Below are 22022 nucleotides of genomic sequence, written 5' to 3'. Positions count from 1 at the left end.
GCTCAACGTCCTTGCCACACGCGGCGACGATGCCGTGCGTACCCACGCCGCCTGAACACCTCGCAGACCTGGAGTAATCGGTGGCTCTCATTCTGGGCGCGATCCTTTCGGCGCGGTGGTCGGCATCCTCGACGCCGGCCTTCCTTAGCCCTCACCGCGATCCGAGGAATCACCGGGCCAAAGCCGCGAACACATTCGCCTTACGTTCGGGGTGGAAGCCTCAGCCGGTGGGGTAGAGGAGGAACAGCGTGCAGCCGGTTGTGGTCGCGGGTACGTGCCACGACCCGGCCGGGGCGTGCAGAAACGTGCCGGCCGGGTAGTCGCGTGCCCCGTCGTTGAACGTTCCGGCGACCACATAGACCTCCTCGGGCCCGGGCTCGTGGACGTCGCGATGCGGCCAAGAGGTACCTGGGTCCATCTCCAGTACGTGGGCGGACGCGCCGGACGGGTCCTGCCACAGGGTACGGAGCCGGATCCCGTGGAAGAGCTCGCGGACCGGGGCGTCGTCGACGGACGCGGACGTGTAGCCCTCCTGGGCAGGATCTCGGGGTGCATGCGCCCCACGGTGCCGTACGCGGGTGCGCCGGGACAGCGCCTGCGACGACACCGTGGGGTACTTCTCTGCCATGCATCGCGTGGTGGCCCTTGTGCGGCCGGTGCAGTCGACGTTCGAGCTCGGCTGCGCCGTCGAGGTCTTCGGCACGCGCGGCCCGGGATCCCGCAGCACTACGAGTTCGAGGTGTGCACGGAGACGCCGGGCCAGGTGCCGACCTCGGCCGGATACGCCATCTTCGTCCCGTGGGGCCTGTCCGCGCTCGAGTCCGCCGATACCGTCATCATCCCGGGCTGGCTGCCGGTAGAGGCGCCACTGCCCGATCGTGTACGCCGCGCACTGCGTCAGGCCCACGCGCGCGGGGCGCGGCTGGTCACGATCTGCTCCGGAGTGTTCGCGCTGGCCCGCACGGGGCTGTTGGACGGCCGTTCCGCCACCACCCACCGAGGCCGCGCCGAGCAGCTTCGACAGGAGTTTCCCCGGGTGCGCGTGGAGCCGGACAGGCTCTACGTGGACCACGGCGACCTCGCCACCAGCGCCGGTGTCGGTGCGGGGATCGACCTGTGCCTGCACCTGGTCGCAAAGGACCACGGCGCAGCGTACGCCGCCCTCCTCGCGCGGCACATGGTGATGCCGCCGCACCGCGAGGGCGCCCAGGCGCGGCAGGCGCCACCGCAGCCGGCCGGGAATGCGCTCGACAGCGCGCTCGAGTGGGCCGATGACAGGCTCGGGACACCGTTGTCAGTGGGCGACCTGGCCGCGCACCTCGGGGTCTCGGCCCGCACCCTGGCGGGGGCTTTGCGGCTGGGTCGGCTATCGCAGGGCGATCACCAGCTTGCGGTGTGGCGATCCGCCCTGCCGGTGCCAGGCCACGGGGAGTTCGTCAAGCGGGACGGTGTCGTGCTCCAGCCGAAGCAGACCCGATTCGGCGTGGCCGAGCAGCAACGTCAGCATCGAATTCGCCTCGGCAGGTGGTAGCGCCAGATTGGTGTATCCCCGCACCTCGATGGACCGTGACCGCAGCGTGGCAGACGGGAAGACGAGCATTCCGCCGGCTGCATCGCCGATGTGGACCAGCCGCGCGCCAGGCGCCGCGGCCATCACAGCCGCCTGCGCCGGATAGCCTCCCACCAGGTCCAGCACGACATTCACCGGCCCGCCGGCGGCGTGCACAATCGAGTCTGCGAGTGTCGCCGGATCCTGGCCGTCAATCGCCACGCTCGCGTCCGCGCCCAACTCCGCGAGCGTCTCCAGCGCACCCGGGTCACGGCCCAGCGCCACCACTCGTGAGGCGCCCAGGATTCTGGCTACCTGCACGGCGATCCGGCCGACGACCCCGGTGGCACCCAGGACGGCAACCCGGTCGCCGGCGCCGAGCCGACCGGCCGTGAATCCGCCCCATGCAGCGAGTCCGGCCACACCGATGCCGGCGGCCACCGCGTCCGGGACTTTGTCGGGCACTGCGGTCAACTGTTCGTCGGGCACGACCACCCGCTCGGCAAAGCCGCCCGGCCTCGCCGACGAGCCGAACCGCACCCGGGTGCCGGCCGGCCACCGCTGCGATCGCAGCACAACACCGACGCCTTCGTTTCCCACAACGTAGGGAAGCGACGGCCGGATATAGAACTCGCCGCTGGCAATTCGCAAGTCGAACGGATTCAGCGCACCCATGTGTACCTCCACCAGCGCCTCACCGGGCGCCGGCACGGGGTCCTCCATCTGCGCTACAACCGGGGTTTGCCCGAACTCCGTCAGTTGACCGACACGCATCTCGTCTCCCTGCTCATGTTGCCTGGCAACGCGACGGCTACGGTAAACCCTGACACTGATGGCACAGTCAAATGGAGAATTCGATGCAGATCGGCGACCTGGCTGAAAGCACGGGCGCCAGCGTTCGGTCGCTGCGGCACTACGAGACCGCCGGACTGCTGAGCCCGCGCCGACGCCCGAACGGTTACCGCGAATACAGCGCCGACGACGTCGAACGGGTGCGGCGGATACGGGCTCTGCTGGCCGCGGGGCTGAGCCTGGCCGAGCTGCGGCCGCTGCTGTCCTGTCTGATCGACGACCGGCCGACCCTGTTGCGGTGCGCGGTGACGACGGCGGCGGTACAACGGGGCGTCAGCGAACTCGACCGGCAGATCGGCGAGCTGGCACACATCCGCGCCGTGCTGGCCGACGCGCTGACGCCAAGCGGCAGCGACAACACGTCCCGCGACGGTGCACCCAGGTGAGGTCGCGAGGAGTTGTCAGGACATCCGGCGCATGGCGGTGAGCGCGGCGGTACCCGCGGCGAAATGGGCTAGGACCTTGGTGCGCAGTTGGTGCGCGGCGTCGTAGTATTTCGCGGCGTCGATGTCGACGGGGAGGGCCACGGCCGGCCGGGTCATCGTCCGTGCCGCCTCGCGTACGGACCCTGATCGGCCCGCCGCGGCGATGATGGCGGCGCCGAGCGCGGTGCTCTCGCGCTCGGGCGCTACGGCCACCGGGACACCGAGGACGTTGGCGAAGATCTGGCTGACGAGCGCGGAGTGGGCGTGGCCGCCCGTCACGACGATGCGTTCGATGTCCCTACCCAACTGCCGATTCAGGTGTTCGAGACAGTCCCGCTGGTCGTAGGCGAGCCCCTCGATCACCGCACGGACCATCTCGGGCTGCCCGTGCCGGACGCTCATCCCGAGGAACGCCGCCCGCACGTCCGGCTCGTGGCCCGGGGTCTCGCGACCTTCGAGGTACGGCAGGAAGAGCAACCCGTTCGCACCGGCAGGCACCTCGACCGCCGCGCTTGAGACCGCGGGGTCGTCGGACGCCAGTACGTTGCTCCACAGCCAAGTCAGCGTCATCCCGCCGCAGGGCAGTAACGTCTCCACGGCCGAGGTGTCCGGGACACCGGTCACGACCGTCCGCAGCCCGGGGAGGATCGGATGGCCGGGCACGAACGCGCCGAGCGAGAAGCTGGTCCCCAGATTCAGGTACGCGGTGCCGGGTTCGAGGGCGCCCACGCCCAGTCCGGCGCACTGGCCGTCGCCCGCGCCGGCCACGATCGGCAGCCCGACCGGCAGCCCGGTCCTGCGCGCGACATCGGGCCGCAGGCCGCCGACGGTGTCGCCCGGCGCGCATAACCGTGGCATCTGCTCAAGGGTCAGCCCGCACGCAGCGAGCAGCGGCAACGACCAGGTCCGGGTACTCAGGTCGAGCAGGCCCGTCGAGTCGGCGCTGGCCCACGGCGTCACCGCGGCGCCGGTCAGGTAGTGCGCCAGGGCCGCGTGCACATCGAGCACCTGATGGGTGCCTCGCAGCGTCTCGGGCTCGTGCTCGGCGAGCCAGGCCAGTTTGTAGAAGGACGGCACGGTCGACGGCGGCTTGCCGGTCGCCGCGTGCAGGTCAGTCCCGCCGAGCCGGGCGACCTGTTCCTCGGCCCGGTCGTCGAGCCAGAGGATCGCCGGGCGGATCGGCCGCCATCGCCTGTCGACGCAGACGAACGTCTCGCGCTGGTGCGTGATGCCCAGAGCGACCAGCTGCACGTTACGGGGCAACAGCTTCGCAACCGACGTCAGCGCGTCGGCGGCGGCCTCCCACCAGTCGGTCGCGTTCTGCTCGTACCAGCCGGGGCGGGGTGAGCTCGTGGTCAGATGGCACCGCGACTCGCACACCGTCTCGCCGGCCAGGTCGAACACGACCGCCTTGCACGCGCTCGTCGAGCAGTCGAGGGCCACGATGGCCGGAGTTGTCACACCCTCATGCTCTCATTTCGCAGCGCCAGGGCCGGAGAGCACCTGGGTCAGGCGTCGGCGGGGATATCAGGGGCGATGATGACCTCCGCGCCGTCACGCTGCAGGGACCGGATGTGGTCCTCGGAGGTGTGTGCGTCCACGATGACCGCGTCGAACTCGTGCAGCGGCCCGAGCGCGTGTAGGGCCCGACGTTCGAACTTGGTGTGGTCCACGTAGGCGATCCGGGTCCGCGCGGATTCGAACATGGCCCGCTTCACCAGGACCGTGTCGTGATGCTGGTGGAAGCAGATACCGTCGGTGACGGCGGAGGTGGACATGAAGAACATGTCGGCTCGGATGTTGTGCAGGGCGCTGAGCGTCACCGACCCCATGTAGGCCCGGCACCAGGGGTAGTACTGGCCGCCGAGGGCGAGCAGGGCCAGGTCAGGCTGGGCGGCCACGATGTCCATCGCCGGCTGGAAGTTGGTGATCACGGTGAGTGGCTGCCGCTCGGAGAGATGTTGGGCCAGGTGCAGGCCGGTCGTCGAGTCGTCGAGGATGACCGACTGGCCGGGCTCGATCATGGTCAGCGCCACGGCGGCCAACGCGGCCTTGTCGTTCACGTTCAGCCGGTTGCGGTACTCGGTCGGTGACTCCGACAGGGTGCTGGCCACCGCCGTCGCCACGCCTCGGGTCTTGCGCAGTAGACCCTGGGCGGCGAGGGCGTCGAGATCGCGGTGCACCGTCATCAGGCTCACGCCGAACGAGTCGGCGAGCTCCTCGATCCGGACCGAGCCGGCTGCCATCACCATCTCGGTGATGGCAGCCTGCCGGTCATCCCGGCCCACCCGCGTCTCGTCGGTGCCGTTGCGCCTCGCTCGACCGGTGTCGGTCGATTCCCCCATGCGGGTCACCTTCTTGTTCGCGGGTGTTAGGTTCGGGCTGTCCTCACGTGGAGGCCGTGCGATCGACGAGTGATTCTAACGTTACTTCTCGTTCGCGATGTCTCCTGAGACGAGGTTCCTCGCGATCAGCTCGGGCAGGCGCTGGAGGAACGCGTCCTTCTCGCTGACGACGTTCTTGTAGTACCCGTCCACGTTCTCCGGCGTGATGGCCGGCATGGTGTAGGTGTACGTCTTCTCGACCGCCTCGCCCTTGGCGGCTTTCTGCGCGACCGCCAGTCCGGCCGCCAGTTCGACGCGGCCGTGCTGCAGCGAAGATCCGATGAAGGTCCCGCTCTTCACCGCGTCCAATCCGTCCTGGATGCCGTCGATGCCCACTACCGGCAGCGACTTCTTCGCCTCGGCCAGTGCCTGGACCGCGCCCAGGCCCATGTCGTCGTTCTCGGAGACGATTCCGTTCAGCTGGTCGCCGAAGCTCGACAGCCAGTTCTTGGTCTTGTTCACTGCTTCGTCGCGCTTCCAGTTGGACGTGTCCTTCGCCAGGATCTTGATGTCCGGGTACTTGGCCAGGGTTTGCATGATGCCCTTGGTCCGGTTGAGCTCGGGGGAGGAGCCGAGCGGGCCCTGCAGCACGACGATGTTGCCCTTGCCGTTGAGCTTCTTGGCCATCGCCTCCATCTCCTGCGCGCCCGCGGCCACGTCGTCGGGCAGCACCGACGAGGTGAGCGCGCCCGTGTCGGAGAGTGCGGTGTTGACCGCGATCACCGGGATCTTGGCGTTCTTGGCCGCGGTCATCTGCGGGCCGAGCGAGTCCGCCTGGACCGGGACGATGATGATCGCGTCGACCTTCTGGTTGATCAGCTGGTCGACCTGGTTGGCCTGGGTGGAGACGTCGCCACCGGCCGAGTTCCAGAGCAGCTGGATGTTGTTGGCCTTGGCGAAGGCGTTCATGCCCTCCTGGCCCTGGGTGATGAAGGAGGACATGTCGTAGACGGTGACGCCGATTCGCAGCTGCTGCGGACCACCCTGCGCCGAGGGATCTCCGGCGCCGCAGGCGGCGGTGGCGGCGACCAGGGTGAGCGGAATCGCGGCGAGGCTGATCCGCCGGAGGAGGTGCAAGGACATGGTGCGCCCTTTCGGTCGGGAACTGTGTGGGGTGTGTGTTGGGAGGGGGTCAACTGCTGCGTCGTCTGGTGGCCCAGACGTCGACTGCGACGGCGGCCACGATGAGCACGCCGCTGATCACGGACTGCCAGTAGGCGGGGATGATGAGGATGTCCAGCCCGTTGTTCAGGGTCTGGATGAGTAGCAGGCCGAGGAGCGTGCCCCAGACCGATCCACGGCCGCCCAGCAGGCTCGCGCCGCCGATCACCACGGCGGCGATCGCGTCCAGCTCGTAGCCGGCGCCGAGGTTCGGCGGCCCGGAGATGACCCGCGACGACAGGACCACCCCGGACAGGCCGGACAGGCCGCCGCTGATCACGTAGACGGTGGTGAGGATCCGCCGGGTCCGGACGCCGGCCAGTTCGGCAGCCGTGCGATTGCCGCCGACCGCGTAGATCCGCAGACCGAACGACGTCCGTTTGAGGATCAGGAAGGCGACGACGAATCCCAGGACCATGATGAGTACCGGAATCTGGATGCCGAATACCGTGGTGTTGGCGATCTTCCCGTAGCTCTGCGGCAGCCCGTTGATCGGTGCGCCGTGCCCGATCACATACGCGATGCCGGAGCCCGCGGTCAGTGTGCCCAGTGTCGCGACGAACGGCGCGACGTTGAGCCGGCTCACGACCAGGCCGTTGACGAGCCCGAGCGCCAGACCGACACCCACGCCGGCGATCAGGGCCAGCCAGAGCGAGTCCGGGTTGTGGACGACGACGGACGCGGCGGTCATTGCGCTGACCGCGATCACGCTGCCGATCGACAGGTCGATGCCGCCGGTGAGGATGACGAAGGTCTGCCCCAACGCGACAAGCGCGAATGGCGCGGCCGACACCAGGATCGTCCTTGCGTTGTCGAGTGTGGCGAAGCGGATGCTCCGGTAGCTGAAGTACGCCATGACCAGCAGTAGCACGATGACCATCGAGTTGCGGACGGCGAGGTTCGCCAGCGAGGTCCGGTCGAAGCGTTTCTTCTCCGGTACGGCGTCGGCCGGCGGCAGCCCCTGGGCGGTGGGCACGGTGGCAGTGCGCATAAGAGCTCCCGATGGGGTGAAATGCGGACGGGACGTTCGGTCAGACGGTCGCTGCGGCTTCCTGGCCGCTCGCGTACCGGAAAATGCGTTCCTGGGCGTCGTCCGCGTTGAGTTCGGCGCGGGACAGTTCGCCGGCGACACCGCCCGCCCGCAGGACGTGCACGCGGTGGCTCAGCCCGATGAGCTCGGGCATGTCGGAGCTGACCAGGATCACCGCGAGGCCGTCGGCGGCGAGCCTGCGCACGATCGCGTAGATCTCACTGCGGGCGCCGACGTCGACGCCGCGAGTCGGTTCGTCGAGCAGCAGCACCGAGCAGTTCTGGGTCAGCCAGCGGGCCAGCACGATCTTCTGCTGGTTGCCCCCGGAGAGGTTGCCGACCAGCTGGCCGAGTCCCGTGGACCTGAGCTGAACGGATCTGGTGGCGGCGGCGACCGCCGCGGTGCGTTTGCGCCCGCGGATCCAGCCGCCGGCGGAGAACGAGCCGAGGTGCGGCAGGCTGCCGTTGTCGAGCACCGATTGGGTCAGCACGAGCCCCGCACCCTTGCGATCCTCGGGTACGAGTGCGACTCCACGCCGGATGGATTCCGCGACCTGGCCGCGCCGGAGCGGGCGGCCGTCGACCTCGATCGTCCCGGCGACCGATGGGCGAATGCCGAAGATGGCCTCGACGAGCTCCGTTCGACCGGCGCCGACCAGACCGCCCAGGCCGAGGATCTCGCCCTTGCGAACCTTGAGATCCACGGATGGGCCGTGCTGGTCCAGCCGGAGCCCGGTGACGCGGAGCCCGACCTCGGGCTGCGGGGGTGCGACGTCCGGGAAGAGGTTCTCCAGCTCGCGGCCGATCATTGCGCGCACGATGCCGTGTTCGGTGGTGTCCGCAAGCGACGCGTCGAGCACCAGCCGGCCGTCGCGCAGGACGATGACGTGGTCCGCCAGCTCCTGGATCTCAGCCATCCGGTGGGTGGTGTACAGCATCGCGACGCCCTGTTGCTTGAGCGTCCGGACGACGTTGTAGAGGCGAGCCACTTCGCGGTCCGGGATGGCGGAGGTCGGTTCGTCCAGCAGCAGTACCCGCGCGCCCCAGGTCGTCGCCTTGGCGATCTCGACGAGCTGGATCAACGCGACGGACAGGTCGCCGATGCGGGCGCGCGGGTCGATGTCGACGCCGTACGTGTCGAGCATCGCCGCGGCCCGCTTGATCATCGCGCGCCGGTCCAGGACGCCGACGCGGGTGCGCAGCTCCCGCCCGACGAAGAGGTTCTCGTACACGGTCAGATCGGGGTATGGGGCCAACTCCTGCGGCACGAGGCCCACGCCGGCGGCGCGTGCCTGTTTGGGGTCGACCAGCGTGAGCGGCTGCCCGGCGACGTGCACGTCGCCGGAGTCCGCGCGTAGCTGGCCAGTGATGATCTTCATGAGCGTCGACTTGCCCGCGCCGTTCTCGCCGGCGAGGACCGTGAGTTCACCGTTGTGCAGATCGAAGGAGATGTCGCGCAGGACGGACACTCCGCCGAATCCCTTGGCGACGTGGCTCAGATGAAGCGCGGGCGTCATGGCGGCCCCTTTTTCGCAGGTCCGGCTCGGTCGGTCGAGCGTGAGCGGGAGCGTATGTTAACTGTATGTTAGAAGTCAACACCTTGACGTTGTCTATAACGGCTGCGATGTTGGGTGCGACGTTAAGTCGCATGCTCTCCTCGCAATCCACTTCGAAGGCGTGACCATGACGAGGTTGTTCGACGATCCCGGCAGCTTCAGCGACGACATGCTCGCGGGCTTTCTCGACGCCCACTCCGACCGCGTGGCTGGGGTCCCGGGCGGCGTGGTGCGCGCGACGGAAACCCCGCCCGGCAAAGTCGCCGTGGTGGTCGGCGGGGGCGCCGGGCACTATCCGGCCTTCTGCGGCGTGGTCGGGGCCGGCTTCGCCGACGGTGCGGTCGTCGGCAACATCTTCACGTCGCCGTCCGCTCAGGAGGCGTACGAGGTCGGCAAGGCCGCGGCCGGCACCGCTGGTCTGTTGTTCAGCACCGGCAACTACGCCGGTGACGTCATGAACTTCACGCTGGCCCAGCAGCGGCTGCAGCAGGAGGGCGTCGACACTCGCGTCGTCTTCGTGACCGACGACATCGCCAGCTCCCCGGCCACCGAGATCGAGCGACGCCGTGGCATCGCCGGCGACTTCGTGGTGTTCAAGGTGGCCGGTGCGGCCGCGCAGGCCGGCTACGACCTCGACGGCGTCGAGCGCGTCGCCCGCCACGCGAACGACCGCACCCGCACGCTCGGCGTCGCGTTCGCCGGCTGCACGTTACCCGGCGCGAGGCGGCCACTGTTCGACGTGCCCGACGGCCAGATGGGTGTGGGCCTGGGCATCCACGGCGAACCAGGCATCGACGAGGCCGAGCTGCCCACCGCGGCCGAGCTCGCACACACCCTCGTCACCGGCGTGCTGGCCGAGGCGCCCCACGGCGCCACCCGGATCGGCGTCATCCTCAACGGGCTGGGTGCCACCAAGTACGAGGAACTCTTCGTCGTCTGGCGCACCGCCGCCCGGTTGTTGCGCGACAACGGGTACACCATCGTCGATCCGGAAATCGGCGAGCTGGTGACCAGCCTCGACATGGCCGGCTGCTCGCTGACCGTGGTGTACCTCGACGACGAGCTCGAGACGCTGTGGCGCGCGCCGGCCGACACACCCGCGTACCGCAAAGGCTCCGCCGTCACCGTGGCCGCGACCGGGCGACGCAGGCGCGCCACGACGGAGGCCGTCGGGGCCGCGCGGGCGAGCGCGGCCGCCGACGACGGCTCCCGCGCCACCGCCAGGACGGTGGTCGCGGCCCTGACCGCGATGGCGTCCGCGGTTGCGGATGCCGAGGAGGAACTGGGCCGGATCGACGCCGTCGCGGGCGACGGCGACCACGGCCGCGGCATGGTCAAGGGCACCAGCGCGGCCGTCGCGGCGGCCCGGGCGGCACAGGACGGCGGCAGCGGCGCGGGCAGTGTGCTGACGGCCGCTGGTGAAGCCTGGGCGGCGAAGGCCGGCGGCACCTCCGGCGTGCTGTGGGGCGCGGCGCTCGCCGCCTTCGGCCGCCGGCTCGGCGACGCCGGACCGCCGGACGCCGCAGCCATCGCGGAGGGTGTGCGGGCCGGGTACGACGCCCTCGTCGCGCTCGGCGGCGCGAAGCCCGGCGACAAGACCATGCTGGACGCGCTGCTGCCGTTCACCGACCAACTGGGCGCGCTCGTTTCGAACCCGCCTGATACGCCGCTCACCATCGCGTGGGCCGACGCCGCGCAGGCCGCCGCCGCGGCCGCGGCCGCCACCGCCCACCTCAAGCCCCAGGTCGGCCGGGCCCGGCCGCTGGCCGAGAAGAGCCTCGGCACACCCGACGCCGGAGCGGTGTCGATGGCCTTGTGCCTGCGAGTCGTCGGCGACGTGCTCGCCGACCAAGAGGGAGGATCCCATGGCTGCTAAGAGGTTGCGGATCGCGGTCGGCAGTGATGATGCCGGCATCCGGCTGAAGGAAGCGCTGCGTAGGGACTTCGAGGCTGACGACCGGGTGGCGGAGGTGGTCGACCTCGGCGTCGACCGCGACGAACACACCGCCTACCCGCACATCGCGGCCGCCGCCGCCCAGCTCATCGCCGCCGGCCGGGTCGACCGGGCGCTGCTCGTCTGCGGCACCGGCCTCGGCGTCGCGATCAGCGCCAACAAGTTTCCGGGGATCCGGGCGGTCACCGCACACGACAGCTACTCCGTCGAACGGTCCGTGCTGAGCAACGATGCCCAGGTCCTCTGCTTCGGGGAACGGGTGGTCGGCGTCGAGCTCGCCCGCCGACTCGCCCGGGAATGGCTGGGCTACCACTTCGACCCGACGTCGGCCTCGTCGGCGAAGGTTGCCGCGATCAGCAGCTACGAACAGCAAGAGAGCGCGCGATGATCGACTTGGATTTCGGGCTGAAAGGCAAGGTGGCCGTCGTCACCGGTGGCTCGTCCGGCATCGGCGCGGCCATCGCCGAGGCGTACGCGGCCAAGGGTGCCGACGTCGCGGTACTCGACCTCGTCCTGGCACCGGATGAGGAACGCATCGCGGCGCTCGGCACCACCAGCGCAGGCTTCGCGTGCGACGTCACCGACGAGACGTCGGCCGAAATGGCGATCACCCGGGTGCATGAGCGGTACGGTCACATCGACGTCCTGGTGAACAGCGCCGGCATCGTGCGGCTCGCCCCCGCCGAGGAGCTCAGCCTCGCGGCCTGGAACACGACGCTGGCCGTGAACCTCACCGGCGCGTTCCTGCTCTCCCGGGCGGTCGGGCGCATCATGCTGGCCCAGGGGCACGGCAAGGTGATCAACATGGCATCGCAGGCCGCCAGCGTCGCATTGCCGGAACACGCGGCGTACTGCGCATCGAAGTTCGGGCTGATCGGCCTGACCAAGGTGCTCGCCTCCGAATGGGCCGGCCGGGGGGTCACCGCCAACGCCATCAGCCCGACGGTGGTGCTCACCGAGTTGGGACGCAAGGCATGGGACAACCCCAAGGGCGAAGAACTGAAGACCATGATCCCGACGGGCAGATTCGCGCACCCGCAGGAAATCGCGGCTGCCGCAGTGTTCCTCGCCTCGGACGCGGCTGACATGATCAACGGAGCTGACCTGCTCATCGACGGCGGGTACACCATCCGCTGACCCCGACCCGGGACGGGTTCACCGCGCGGGGGCGCCGCCCCCGGGCACGGCTGCGCATCTTCGTCGGTTTCCGTCGCCGCGGTCGCCGTCCGATGCTGTCGGCCTTACGTGGTGGTCCGCCGGACGGCGGACCACCACGCCAGTTTCCTGTGGCCCGGCTTGCTACAGCAGCGTGCCGCCCGAGGCGTCGATCCATTGGCCGGTCACCCAGCGGCTGTCGTCGGAGGCGAGGAAGGCCACCGCGTCGGCGACGTCCTCGGGGGTGCCGATCCGGCCCATTGGGGACAGGGATGACACCCAGGTCAATGCGTCGCCGACGAGACGGCCCTGGTGCATGTCGGTGTCGATGACGCCGGGCGCGACGGTGTTGACGGTGATGCGGCGCGGGCCGAGTTGTTTGGCGAGCGTGGCGGTGAGCACGTCGAGCGCGGCTTTGGACATGGCGTAGGCGATCGCGCTGGGCATGGCGGAGCCGTGGGTCAGCATCGTGCCGATGTTGATGATCCGGCCTCCGTCTCGCAGGCGTCGCAGCCCGTGCTGGGTGGTGAAGAACGGCGTCCGTGTGTTGACCGCGACCAGCCGGTCGAAGTTGCTTTCGGTGACGTCCTGGATCTCGGCTTGGTCGCCGAGGATTCCCGCGTTGTTGACGAGGATGTCCAGGCCGTCGGCGTGCGTGTCGAAGGCGGCCCATAGTGTTGCGGCGTCTCCGGGCGCGCCGAGTCGGGTGTGGACGGTGAAGGCCTGACCACCGGCCGCCTCTATCGCGGTGGCGGTTTCCTTCGCGGCCGTCTCGTTGTTGCCGTAGTGCACGGCGACGCGGGCGCCGTCACGGGCGAGGCGCTTGGCGATGGCCCGGCCGATGCCTCGGCTGCCGCCGGTGACCAGTGCCGTCTTGCCGGCGAGTGTCGTCATGACTGGATGGCCTTTCATCGGGTCGTGCTCAGGGCCTGGTAGGGGGTGGCGTTCCTGGCGTCTCTGAGCGCTCGGGCCCACCAGGTCACCTGGTCCAGGAGGGTCTTGGCCGCGGCGGCGGGCCGCTGCGGGTCCTTGGGCTTGCCGTCGCCGTCGAACTGTTCCCAGGCGTTGTGGAAGCTGACCGTGTCCCGGGTGGTGACGGCGTGCAGTTCGGTGAAGACGGCACGCAGGTGCTCCACGGCTCGCAGGCCGCCGGAGATCCCGCCGTAGGAGACGAACGCCACGGGTTTGGCGTGGAACTGGGCGTTGTGCCAGTCGATGACGTTCTTCAACCCGGCCGGGTAGCTGCGGTTGTACTCGGGCGTCACCACGACGAAGGCGTCGGCGGCGTCCAGGCGTGGGGTCAGTTCGTGCAGCACTGCCAGCACCGGCTGGGGTGGTGTCATCGTCGGCGCGGCCGAGCCGATCGGCACCTCGGCCAGGTCCACGAGGTCGACCAGGATGTCGTCGCGGCGCTCGGCCTCGGCGACGAACCAGTTGGCGACCGCGGGACCGAACCGTCCATCGCGGACGCTGCCGAGGATGACGGCCAGCCGAAGTCGGTCGTTAGACATGGGTTTCCTCCAGTACCTGGGTGGGGGCGGGACTTTCCCGCAGGGGCCTCCCACGGATGAGCCAGGCGAGCGCGAACGCGACGGCGCCGAGGGCCGCGGCGGCCATGGCGGTGGCGTGCACGCCGCTGGTGACCGCGGCGTGCACCGCGTCCTGCGTGGCGGCCGGGAGCTTTCGCACGGCGCCGGCGGTCAGTTCGCCGCCGGAGAGGAGTCGGCCGGCCTCGGCGGCGCCGAGGCGGTCGCCGAGGGTGGCCTGCAAGCGGTTGGTGTAGAGGGCTCCGAGGCCGGCGGCGCCCAGTGAAGCGCCCATGGTGTGCCAGAGCGTGACCGAGCCGCTGGCCGCGCCGACGTCGCGGGGCGCTGTTGATGGTGACGATCGTGGTGCTCTACATCAGCAGGCCTACGCCCGCGCCGCCGAGCAGCGTGAGCGTCGACGCGACCGCCACACCGACACCCGGCCCCAGCGCGAGCAGGGTCAGCATGCCCGCCGTCAGCAGTGCGCCGCCAGCGATCGGATAGACGCGGTAGCGGCCGGTGCGGCTGATGAGCTGGCCGCTACCGATCAGCACCACGACCATGCCGAGCATCGCCGGCAGGATCAGCATGCCGCTCGCGGTCGCCGACGCACCGTGGACGAGCTGTATGTACTGGGGCAGGAAGGTGGCGGACACCATCATGCTGGCGCCGGCCAGCAGGCGCAGGATCTGGGCGACGGTGAAGTCGCGGTCGCCATACAGGCGCAGCGGCACCAGTGGCTCGGCCGCGCGTCGCTCGACGGCGACGAAGGCCGCCAGCGCGGCGGTGCCGGTCAGGGCGAGCGCGGCGATCGGCGCGGACGTCCAAGCGTACCGGCAACGCCGGTCCCAGCATCATCCCGTCGAGCGGGGCCGTGATCATGCCGAGGATCACCCCGGCGACGCCCACATAGAGAGATCGACTCACGCTCTCCTCCAATCGCGTACGTTGTACCTGAAATGGAAGCTAGCTTTTCGGGTACGATGTACGCAAGAAAGAGGGCTGTGATGTCCGTCGCCGCGAAGCAGGTCAGCATCTGGCTCCAGCCGGAGATCGGGGAGCGCTCCGGGCCGGCGGCCCGGCTACAGCCGGGCCCAGATCACGCGGGCGGCCGTCGAGATCGCCGACCACGAAGGCTTGGATGCCGCCACGATGCGCCGCATTGCGCAAGAGATGGGCACCGGCGCGATGTCGCTGTACCGATACGTGCCCAAGCGGGACGACCTGATCGACCTCATGCTCGACGCGGTGGTCGGCGAGGTCGAGCTGCCCGAACGGCCCACCGGGGACTGGCGGGCCGACCTCTCCCTGGTGGCCCACCAGACCCGTGCGGTCGGCCTGCGCCACCCCTGGCAGGTCACGCTCGCCCGGCGTCCCACCCTCGGCCCCAACTCATTGCGGGTCTACGACTTCTCGCTGCGCGCCCTCGACGGCTTCGGCCTGCACGTCGACGAGATGACCAGCCTGTGCGGCATGGTCGGCGACTACGTCGCCAGCGCGGTCCGCGACGAGATCGGCTGGCTCGACTACGCCTGGGCGCACCGGCACCGACCGCAAGCAATGGATGGCCGAGTACGTCGGACCGTACGTCAAACACGTCGTCGAGTCCGGCCAGTACCTGATGTTCAACCGCTCCATCCACGAAGGGCGACTGTCCCACATGTCGCCCGACGCACGCTTCCAATACGGGCTCAACCACATACTCAACGGCATCGCCGCCCTGCCCAACACGACGACGCAGTGAGAACGTGACGTCAGGCGCACCGTACGGCCCCCGACAGCGAGCGCTTCCGCAGTGCATGACCGCGCCTTGGACGGTTCAGCAACCCCGGCCAGCGCGGTCAGCGCCTGTGCCTGCGAGTGTCCATCGCCGTGTCGGCGGTGGCGCACGCCGCCGCGGCGCTGCAATGGACGTGCGCTTGCGTGCGAGAGCGGCGAGTGTTCGGCGCGCCGCTCGGTGCACTGCCAGAGCCATTCAGTGATTCTAATGTTCGATGAAAATCATGAAATGGAGTGGGGCTGTCACCGGCTGTACGGTCGCCGTGTGATCGGCACGAGGAGCACTTCATGAACGACCGGGACGCGCTGATCCAAGCCACGGACGCCGTCTTCGACACCGTCGATGGCAAAGACTGGACCGCGGCCGTCGACCTGTTCACCGAACACGTCGACGTGACGCAGTTCGCTGGCGGGATGCGTGGTTGATGGAGCTACGTCGGACGTCGATGTTGCCCGGTTGGCCCGGCCGGCTCAGTTGCCCGTCGGCGTCGCTGCGCTGGCCGGGCGGGACGGCGAGCTGCGTCGTCTGGATGCTCTGGCGGCCTCGTCCGCCATGCCGATCGTTGCGGTCACCGGTATGGCCGGGGTCGGTAAGACCGCCCTCGCCGTCCATTGGGCGCAGTCGCGCCGTGACCGCTTCCCCGACGGCCAGCTCCACGTTGACCTACGTGGCTTCTGCGCCACCGGCGCCCCCATGTCGCCCCTGGAGGCTCTGCGCGGCTTCCTCGATGCGCTGCAGGTGCCTGCGCACAGCGTGACGGCGACGCTGGGGGAGATGGCCGCATCGTTCCGCAGCGTGGTCGCGAGACGGCGGATGCTCCTGGTGGTGGACAACGCCATCGACGTCGAACAGGTCCGCCCGCTGTTGCCCGGCGCGCCGGGCTGCGCGGTCGTGGTGACCAGCCGGAACGATCTTGCCGACCTGTTCGCGGCGACGGGCGCAGACCTGCTGCCGCTGCACGCACTGGAGGAGGCCGACGCGGTCGAGTTGCTGACGATGCGAATTGGCGCCGCGCGGGTGCGAGCGGAGCCCGATGCGGCCCGCGAGATCGCGCGGCGGTGCGCGGGACTGCCGTTTGCGCTGTGCGTGGTGGCTGCGCGTGCGGCGACCCGGCCCACGTTTCAGCTCGCGTCCATCGTTGCGCAGTTGCGTGCCGCTGGCGGCGGACTGGACGGGTTCGACTCCGGCGGGGAGGCGACCGGACCGCGGGCACTGTTCTCGTCGTCCTACCGTGCGCTGCCGCCGGCCGCCGCGCATCTGTTCCGGCTGTTGGCGCTGCATCCAGGCCCGGACGTTGCCGGTCACGCTGCGGCGAGCCTCGCCGGCGTGCCGGTTGACCGGGTTCGGCCGCTGCTGAGCGAGTTGGCCCACGCGAGTCTGCTGGTGGAGCATCTGCCCGGCCGATACGTCCTGCACGAATTGCTGCGCAGTTATGCGGCGGAGCTTGTCGATCCGCTCGAACGGCCGGCTGCGGTCCGTCGCCTGCTCGACCACTACGTGCGTTCCGCGGTCGTGGCGGCCGGGGTGGCGAGCACCGACCTACCGCGCGCCGATCCGGACAGTGTGATCGTCGTGCTGCCAGACGAACAGGCCACACTGGACTGGTACCGCCTGGAAGAAGCGAGCCTGCGAACGGCCTTGCAGCTCGCGATCGACGTCGACCTGCTGGGACATGCCCGGCACCTTCGATCGGCACTGCTGAAACTGCAGCGCCCGGACGCGTAGGCCCTCGGCGCGAAGGTCGGCTCCAGCGGAGGGCCGGACGTCGATGGTCAACATCGCATTGACGAAAGCACGGCGAAGCGTCCGGGATTCGTTTCGTCGCAGGTCAAGGCCGTGTTGTCAGGCGTGTCACAGGTGTGTCCCGGGACGGGTCCAACCCTGCGGGCGTGACACCTCGGCCAGCCCGGCACGGGCGGCGCCCGTCAGGTCGGGGTTGGCGCCCGCCCAGGACACGACCCACTCGAAATGGACGCGCGCCGCGGTGGCGTCGCCGAGGTGCAGGAACGCCTGGCCCAGCTCGAGGTTGGCGAGCGCCTGACCGGGCAGGTCGTTGCCCTGCAGTGCGACGTCGAGGGCTCTGCGCTGGATGTCGCGCCACTCATCGAAGCGACCGCGCGGGCGCAGGTACGGAGTGAGCGCCCAGGCGAGCAGCGGGGTTCGGTGGTCGCCCCGGTCCGCTGCCAGGTTGACGACCGCGAGCAGGGCATCGTGTTCCCGTGTAACCCAGGCCATCGCCGTCGACGCATCGCCGATCGGCTCCGTGTCGACCGGCATCCCGGGCGACCGGACAGGGACGCGCGCCCGATCCAGGGCTCGCGCGGCCGCATGTGCCAACTGCAACGTGTGCTCGAACAGCCGGTCGAAGGCAAGCCGCCGGTCGAGGTGCTGGTCCTGTCGCGCGAAGCGATCTCGGGCGAAGGTCCGCAGCTGGCTGTGAATCCGGTAACGCCCAGGCTCGTGCTCTACGAGCAGGTTCGACTGAATCAGCTCCTGCAGCGCCGTCCGGACCTCGAGCGCCGGCGCGCTGGCCAGTGCGGTGGCCGTCCGGGCGGTGACGTCCGGCCCTGGGTGCACGCCGCCGAGCAGCCGGAACAGTCGCGCTGCTGGTCCACTCAGCCGATCGTACGACGAGGACAGTGCGGCGCCGACTGCGCCGATGGCGTGGCCATCCGGGTCGAACGGCGTGTCATCGTCGTGTAACTCATGCACGAACGCGGACAGCGGCACGCAGGCCGGCTGCCGGGCAAGGTCGTGACCTGCGCCGGTCGAGGCCGCCGGTCGGGCGCGCGCAGCCGACCACAGCGTCCGCAATTGATCCGGGTCCGTGCCGGCGACCCGGCACAGCGCCGCGACGACCGTCCACGGCGGAAGTGTGCTTCCGTTGAGGTAACGCGACAACGAGGAGTCGCTCGTATGCGTCAGGCGCTCCAGTTCACGCAGGCTCTTGCCGGTTCGGTTCCTCAAAATCCGCAGCTTGGCGGCGAGCCTGGCGGGCGGATCGAGGTCGCCGTCTGTGGACCTCCGGCCGCTCGATTTGACACTCATGCCGCAACCCGCGCATGTCCCGCGGAGCATTGATGTGTCCCCGGCCTTGTCCCGAAGCGGGCCGGAGCGCTTGCCACGGCCGGTGTCGCTCTTCAGATTCATAGAAGTCCGTCCCTGCCGTCCGTCGTTGCCTGTCTCTTGTGCTCACCATGACGTCTCGTCCCTGGAAAGGACCGGCCCGGTGAACCGCCGTCTCGCGACACACGCGCCGGCACGTTTACCGCCGCTCTGCTACTGGCATTCGGGGTCAGTGCGATCGCCGCGCCAGCCAGCGCGCACGGGCTGCACCAACTCACGGATCGGTGCCTGGCCGCGCCCAACACCCGACCCGACGACACGTCATTGCCTCGGCCAGTTGCCCGTCCGACAGCCGCGGCGTTCGTCCCAGCCGATCAGCGCCCGCCAGGGCCTCCGCCAGCATCCGACGCTACCGCAACGCATCAACGTTGCGACCGATGCCGCCGGGCCGACCCGCTGACCGTGAAGACACCGACACGCCATGGTTGTCATACCAGCCAACGTGATCGCCCCGCAACGACTCACCGTACATCAAAAGATGTCTATCGAATTGCTATGCTGTCCGTTGCATGAATATGCTGAGAGCATGTTGTGTTCTGTCCCTGTGCATGTCTCGGCTGTTCATCGCCGGGGCGGTAGGCGGGCCCTCCCGCTGGTCGCGCGCAGCCTGGCAGCCCGATGAGTGGGGCGAGACTGCCTCCGTCGGAGGGGTCCGACGCGGCGGGATCGCGGTGTGATGTGCGGGTGTGCTTCTTCGGCGACTCGTTCACGGTGGGGGTGGGCGACCCGTCGGGTGCGGGCTGGGTAGGTCCAGTGGCTGCTGCCGCCCGTGCGCAAGGCCATCAGCTGACCGTCTACAACATGGGGGTTCGCCGGGACACATCTCTGGATGTGGCGCAGCGCTGGCTTCCGGAGGCCCGTGCCCGCCTCAAGGACGGGCAGGCGTTCGGGGTCGTGTTTGCGTTGGGGACCAACGACGTGGACGTGTGGCTCGGCCAGGTTCGCGTCCCGCAGAGCCGATCACTCGCGCTGCTCGCCGGGATGCTTGAGGACGCCCACGCCGCAGGGTGGCACACGCTCGTTGTGGGGCCGCCGCCGGTGCTGGACCGGCAGGCAAGCAGACGGGCAGCCGATCTCGCCGCCGCAATGGCGCAAGCGTGCGCCGCCCGCAGTGTGCCGTTCGTCGATGTCACGGCGCTTTCGGCGGATCCGGTCTGGAGTCAGCAGGTCGCTGCGGGGGATGCCTACCATCCGTCCACCGCCGGTTACGCCCGCCTCGCCACCCTGGTAGGGCCGGTTGTGCTGCCGTGGCTGGCCGGCATGTCCGCCGCGCTGCCGGTCGCTCAACACCGGCAGTCAGGCCCTCATGGGACGGACGCTGTCCTCGGGCCCCGCATCCGGAGCACCTCAGCCCCAGATCCGCGGACCCACCTGACCCACTCGGCCGAGCTGAACACACACGCAACCCGCTTGGACCATCCGACACAGCACGACCCGAGGTACTCAACATGATCACGATTCCTGAGGGTTTGACCGTCCGTCGACCCAACGCCGAGGACCACGCTCGGGTTCTCGCAGTACTTGATCGTTGGTGGGGCGACTTCAAAGGTCAAGCCGGATCGCTGGAGCGAGCACTCCTGTTGCCCCGGCTGTTCTTCCAGCACTTCACCACGACCAGCTACCTCGCCGAACGGCCGGACGGGGACCTTGCCGCATTCCTGATCGGCTTCTTCTCGCAAAGCGACCCGAACGTCGCCTACATCCACTTCGTTGGTGTCGAGCCCGCCATGCACGGGCGTGGCGTGGCGACCGCCCTGTACCGGGGTTTCTTCGACGAGGCACGCGCGTGCGGTCGCCGTCACGTCCACTGCATCACCAGCCCCGGCAACACTGTCTCGTATGCCTTCCATGTGCGGCTGGGCTTCCAGGTGCTGCCCGGTGCGGTCGGTGCCGGCAACCCGCCAATTCAGCCTGACTACGACGGCCCAGGGCTTGATCGCGTTGTCTTCACACTCGATCTTGCGGGTCCGTAGCCCGTCAAGTGACGGCTGTCATAGGCGCGCCGGCAAGAGTCTCCCGGCCGCCGGCCTGCCAATCCCGCCGGCCTATCGCTGGGTGTTGGTTGGGAACGGATCGGGCGGCAGTGCCGGTCGTTGTGGCCGGGTGATGTGATGGTCGATTCTGGAGATCTCCAGCCGGCCCAGCCAGGGCGCCGCGAGATGTCCTGCGTACCAGCCGGATACACCGCCGGTGAGGACGATCATCGCAGCGAGGACCCTCAGCCGGCGTCGGCTGAGGTGCGCCCCCTTGGGCCTGGGCTTCTGATCGGCCGCGAAGGGTCAATGGTCGAAGCAGGCGATACCCGGTCGGTCATAGCTGTGCCAGCACCTCCTGCGCCAGGACAGTCGCCGACGACGCCAGCGTGTCCTCGGTCAGCGGGGCCGCATACCGCACCTGAACCACCGTCGTGCCCAGCCGCGCCATCAAATAGACGTTCTGCGGCCCGTCTCGGAAGTGCCACGCTTCGTCGCCGAGCACGACGGGGATGATCCGGCGGTTGATGGCGCGCAGCATGCCCTGTCGGGCTGCGTTGATCGGGTCGAGCCCATCGTGGCGCCCGAACCGCATGACTGCCAGGTCCAGGTCGACGTCGGGGCCGGTCACTGTGCAAGCGCTGCCACGCACCCCGGTGCTGAGGAAGCGTTCCTCCGACGGCGGCCTGTGTTGCGGTACCAGCCGGTCCAACAACTCTGACCGCAGCATCGGGCACACCGCGGCAGGCGGCGAGGGATCGACATCCGACCCGTGCCAGCCGTACCAGAACCCGGCAATCGCGGCGAGCAACGCGCCAACAGGCGTGGCAACGACCGCCATCCTCATGGCACCATTCTGCTCCCGCGGGCACAAGGCTCGCTGACCGTCCGCAGTGCAGCGATGTACTTGTGGATCGCACAAGGCTGCGCCATGGATTCCGGTACATCCGCTACTCGGCCGGCCGATGCTGCCGGCTGGGGCTGCTGGTGGCGGTGGCGGGGGATTGCGCGCCTCCGGGCGTGGAGACGGCCACCACGTGATCATCAGCGATCTGTGGAGACACCTTCAGATTTCGTGGCGGCCACTGGGGACAGCGTAGACGCCCAGGGTTGGTTGGTGGAGTTCGACTCGGGGCTCGCCCGGATCGGGGGCCGGTTCGGGCGGGTGGAGCCGCGTCGGCAAGCCCGGGCGTTCCTGCCCGTTGTCCGATGTGGACACCCGATCGTGTTGCAGCCGGCCGAGCAGACCGGGGACGCGTCGCCACACCGGATGCAGCGGCTGTTGGGTGAGGCCTGCTCCCGCGCCGCCTTGAAGATCCTTCTGCGGAGACGTCGTGTCCCGGAGCGCATCCCGGGACAGCAACCGCAACAGGCCATCTGACCTGCAGCGCAATAGGAGACTGGCTGACCCGCCCTGAATGTTGTTCAACTGCTGTACATCCGGCGTTCACCTGATGACGGTTTGGTTCGGCCGACCAAATCCCGATCCGCCGTGAAGGAAAAGCTATGTCCAAGCAACGACAACGCTTCACCGTGGTCCTTGCCGCCATGA

Annotated in this window: 22 protein-coding genes and 2 pseudogenes; 11 read left to right on the top strand and 13 right to left on the bottom strand. The window is 69.3% G+C overall.

Features of this window, described 5'->3' with window-relative positions:
• Positions 1-220: 220 nt before the first annotated feature.
• Positions 221-628, bottom strand: coding sequence for a cupin domain-containing protein (locus ACFPIJ_RS57845; protein WP_380128106.1), 408 nt, complete (start codon positions 626-628; stop codon positions 221-223).
• Here ACFPIJ_RS57845 and ACFPIJ_RS57840 point away from each other — a divergent pair.
• Positions 554-1075, top strand: a pseudogene (locus ACFPIJ_RS57840) (DJ-1/PfpI family protein); the annotation flags it as partial. The gene ACFPIJ_RS57845 and the pseudogene ACFPIJ_RS57840 sit on opposite strands and share 75 nt — an antisense overlap.
• A gap of 291 nt (positions 1076-1366) precedes the next feature.
• Here ACFPIJ_RS57840 and ACFPIJ_RS57835 read toward each other — a convergent pair.
• On the bottom strand, positions 1367-2323 hold the full coding sequence (locus ACFPIJ_RS57835; protein ID WP_380128105.1) for a quinone oxidoreductase family protein: 957 nt from the start codon (positions 2321-2323) through the stop codon (positions 1367-1369).
• 83 nt (positions 2324-2406) lie between these two features.
• On the opposite strand from ACFPIJ_RS57835, the gene ACFPIJ_RS57830 reads away from it, so the two are divergent.
• Positions 2407-2787 carry a MerR family transcriptional regulator gene (locus ACFPIJ_RS57830; protein ID WP_380128104.1) on the top strand — a complete coding sequence of 127 codons (381 nt, stop codon included), beginning with the start codon at positions 2407-2409 and terminating at the stop codon, positions 2785-2787.
• Between the two features lie 15 nt (positions 2788-2802).
• On the opposite strand, the gene ACFPIJ_RS57825 is transcribed toward ACFPIJ_RS57830, so the two are convergent.
• The 5 genes from ACFPIJ_RS57825 to ACFPIJ_RS57805 form a co-directional block, all read right to left on the bottom strand.
• Positions 2803-4287 carry a xylulokinase gene (locus ACFPIJ_RS57825; protein WP_380128103.1) on the bottom strand — a complete coding sequence of 495 codons (1485 nt, stop codon included), beginning with the start codon at positions 4285-4287 and terminating at the stop codon, positions 2803-2805.
• A 47-nt stretch (positions 4288-4334) separates the two neighbouring features.
• Entirely contained in the window at positions 4335-5171 is an 837-nt protein-coding gene (locus ACFPIJ_RS57820) for a DeoR/GlpR family DNA-binding transcription regulator (RefSeq protein WP_380128102.1), read from the bottom strand.
• Between the two features lie 81 nt (positions 5172-5252).
• On the bottom strand, positions 5253-6293 hold the full coding sequence (locus ACFPIJ_RS57815; protein WP_380128101.1) for a substrate-binding domain-containing protein: 1041 nt from the start codon (positions 6291-6293) through the stop codon (positions 5253-5255).
• Positions 6294-6342: 49 nt separating this feature from the next.
• Positions 6343-7362, bottom strand: coding sequence for an ABC transporter permease (locus tag ACFPIJ_RS57810; protein ID WP_380128100.1), 1020 nt, complete (start codon positions 7360-7362; stop codon positions 6343-6345).
• A gap of 40 nt (positions 7363-7402) precedes the next feature.
• A complete protein-coding gene (locus ACFPIJ_RS57805) occupies positions 7403-8917 on the bottom strand; it encodes a sugar ABC transporter ATP-binding protein (protein WP_380128099.1) in 1515 nt (504 codons plus the stop codon).
• A 166-nt stretch (positions 8918-9083) separates the two neighbouring features.
• On the opposite strand from ACFPIJ_RS57805, the gene ACFPIJ_RS57800 reads away from it, so the two are divergent.
• The 3 genes from ACFPIJ_RS57800 to ACFPIJ_RS57790 are packed head-to-tail and all read left to right on the top strand — an operon-like array spanning position 9084 to position 12047.
• On the top strand, positions 9084-10832 hold the full coding sequence (locus tag ACFPIJ_RS57800; RefSeq protein WP_380128098.1) for a dihydroxyacetone kinase family protein: 1749 nt from the start codon (positions 9084-9086) through the stop codon (positions 10830-10832).
• Positions 10822-11298 carry a ribose-5-phosphate isomerase gene (locus ACFPIJ_RS57795; RefSeq protein ID WP_380128097.1) on the top strand — a complete coding sequence of 159 codons (477 nt, stop codon included), beginning with the start codon at positions 10822-10824 and terminating at the stop codon, positions 11296-11298. Before ACFPIJ_RS57800 ends, ACFPIJ_RS57795 begins: the two co-directional genes overlap by 11 nt.
• Complete coding sequence (locus ACFPIJ_RS57790) at positions 11295-12047, top strand: GolD/DthD family dehydrogenase (protein WP_380128096.1); 753 nt, start codon at positions 11295-11297, stop codon at positions 12045-12047. Before ACFPIJ_RS57795 ends, ACFPIJ_RS57790 begins: the two co-directional genes overlap by 4 nt.
• A gap of 162 nt (positions 12048-12209) precedes the next feature.
• Here the strand turns inward: ACFPIJ_RS57790 and ACFPIJ_RS57785 are convergent, their stop codons facing one another.
• From ACFPIJ_RS57785 to ACFPIJ_RS57770, 4 genes are all read right to left on the bottom strand, one after another.
• Complete coding sequence (locus ACFPIJ_RS57785) at positions 12210-12959, bottom strand: SDR family oxidoreductase (protein WP_380128095.1); 750 nt, start codon at positions 12957-12959, stop codon at positions 12210-12212.
• 14 nt (positions 12960-12973) lie between these two features.
• A complete protein-coding gene (locus ACFPIJ_RS57780; RefSeq protein ID WP_380128094.1) occupies positions 12974-13576 on the bottom strand; it encodes an NADPH-dependent FMN reductase in 603 nt (200 codons plus the stop codon).
• Positions 13569-13886: a hypothetical protein gene (locus tag ACFPIJ_RS57775; RefSeq protein WP_380128093.1), complete on the bottom strand. Its 318-nt coding sequence runs from the start codon at positions 13884-13886 to the stop codon at positions 13569-13571. Before ACFPIJ_RS57775 ends, ACFPIJ_RS57780 begins: the two co-directional genes overlap by 8 nt.
• 76 nt (positions 13887-13962) lie before the next feature.
• The gene (locus ACFPIJ_RS57770; RefSeq protein WP_380128092.1) at positions 13963-14325 is read right to left on the bottom strand and encodes an MFS transporter; all 363 of its coding nucleotides are present in this window, start codon (positions 14323-14325) and stop codon (positions 13963-13965) included.
• Between the two features lie 364 nt (positions 14326-14689).
• On the opposite strand from ACFPIJ_RS57770, the gene ACFPIJ_RS57765 reads away from it, so the two are divergent.
• The 3 genes from ACFPIJ_RS57765 (at position 14690) to ACFPIJ_RS57755 (ending at position 17096) form a co-directional block, all read left to right on the top strand.
• Positions 14690-15343 carry a TetR/AcrR family transcriptional regulator gene (locus tag ACFPIJ_RS57765; RefSeq protein ID WP_380128107.1) on the top strand — a complete coding sequence of 218 codons (654 nt, stop codon included), beginning with the start codon at positions 14690-14692 and terminating at the stop codon, positions 15341-15343.
• 315 nt (positions 15344-15658) lie between these two features.
• On the top strand, positions 15659-15796 hold the full coding sequence (locus tag ACFPIJ_RS57760; protein WP_380128091.1) for a hypothetical protein: 138 nt from the start codon (positions 15659-15661) through the stop codon (positions 15794-15796).
• A gap of 31 nt (positions 15797-15827) precedes the next feature.
• Positions 15828-17096: an ATP-binding protein gene (locus tag ACFPIJ_RS57755; RefSeq protein ID WP_380128090.1), complete on the top strand. Its 1269-nt coding sequence runs from the start codon at positions 15828-15830 to the stop codon at positions 17094-17096.
• Positions 17097-17222: 126 nt separating this feature from the next.
• Here the strand turns inward: ACFPIJ_RS57755 and ACFPIJ_RS57750 are convergent, their stop codons facing one another.
• Positions 17223-18521, bottom strand: coding sequence for a helix-turn-helix domain-containing protein (locus ACFPIJ_RS57750; protein WP_380128089.1), 1299 nt, complete (start codon positions 18519-18521; stop codon positions 17223-17225).
• Between the two features lie 594 nt (positions 18522-19115).
• Between ACFPIJ_RS57750 and ACFPIJ_RS57745 the strand changes: the two genes are divergently transcribed.
• Positions 19116-19949: a GDSL-type esterase/lipase family protein gene (locus tag ACFPIJ_RS57745; protein WP_380128088.1), complete on the top strand. Its 834-nt coding sequence runs from the start codon at positions 19116-19118 to the stop codon at positions 19947-19949.
• The gene (locus ACFPIJ_RS57740) at positions 19946-20470 is read left to right on the top strand and encodes a GNAT family N-acetyltransferase (protein ID WP_380128087.1); all 525 of its coding nucleotides are present in this window, start codon (positions 19946-19948) and stop codon (positions 20468-20470) included. Before ACFPIJ_RS57745 ends, ACFPIJ_RS57740 begins: the two co-directional genes overlap by 4 nt.
• 337 nt (positions 20471-20807) lie before the next feature.
• Here the strand turns inward: ACFPIJ_RS57740 and ACFPIJ_RS57735 are convergent, their stop codons facing one another.
• Positions 20808-21311 carry a hypothetical protein gene (locus tag ACFPIJ_RS57735; protein WP_380128086.1) on the bottom strand — a complete coding sequence of 168 codons (504 nt, stop codon included), beginning with the start codon at positions 21309-21311 and terminating at the stop codon, positions 20808-20810.
• A 273-nt stretch (positions 21312-21584) separates the two neighbouring features.
• Between ACFPIJ_RS57735 and ACFPIJ_RS64625 the strand changes: the two are divergent.
• Positions 21585-21764, top strand: a pseudogene (locus tag ACFPIJ_RS64625) (IS701 family transposase); the annotation flags it as partial.
• Between the last annotated feature and the right edge of the window lie 258 nt (positions 21765-22022).

Source organism: Dactylosporangium cerinum (assembly GCF_042653625.1).
Classification (GTDB): domain Bacteria; phylum Actinomycetota; class Actinomycetes; order Mycobacteriales; family Micromonosporaceae; genus Dactylosporangium; species Dactylosporangium cerinum.
Note: the sequence above shows the minus strand (reverse complement) of the source record. Positions and strands in the feature narration are given on the sequence as shown.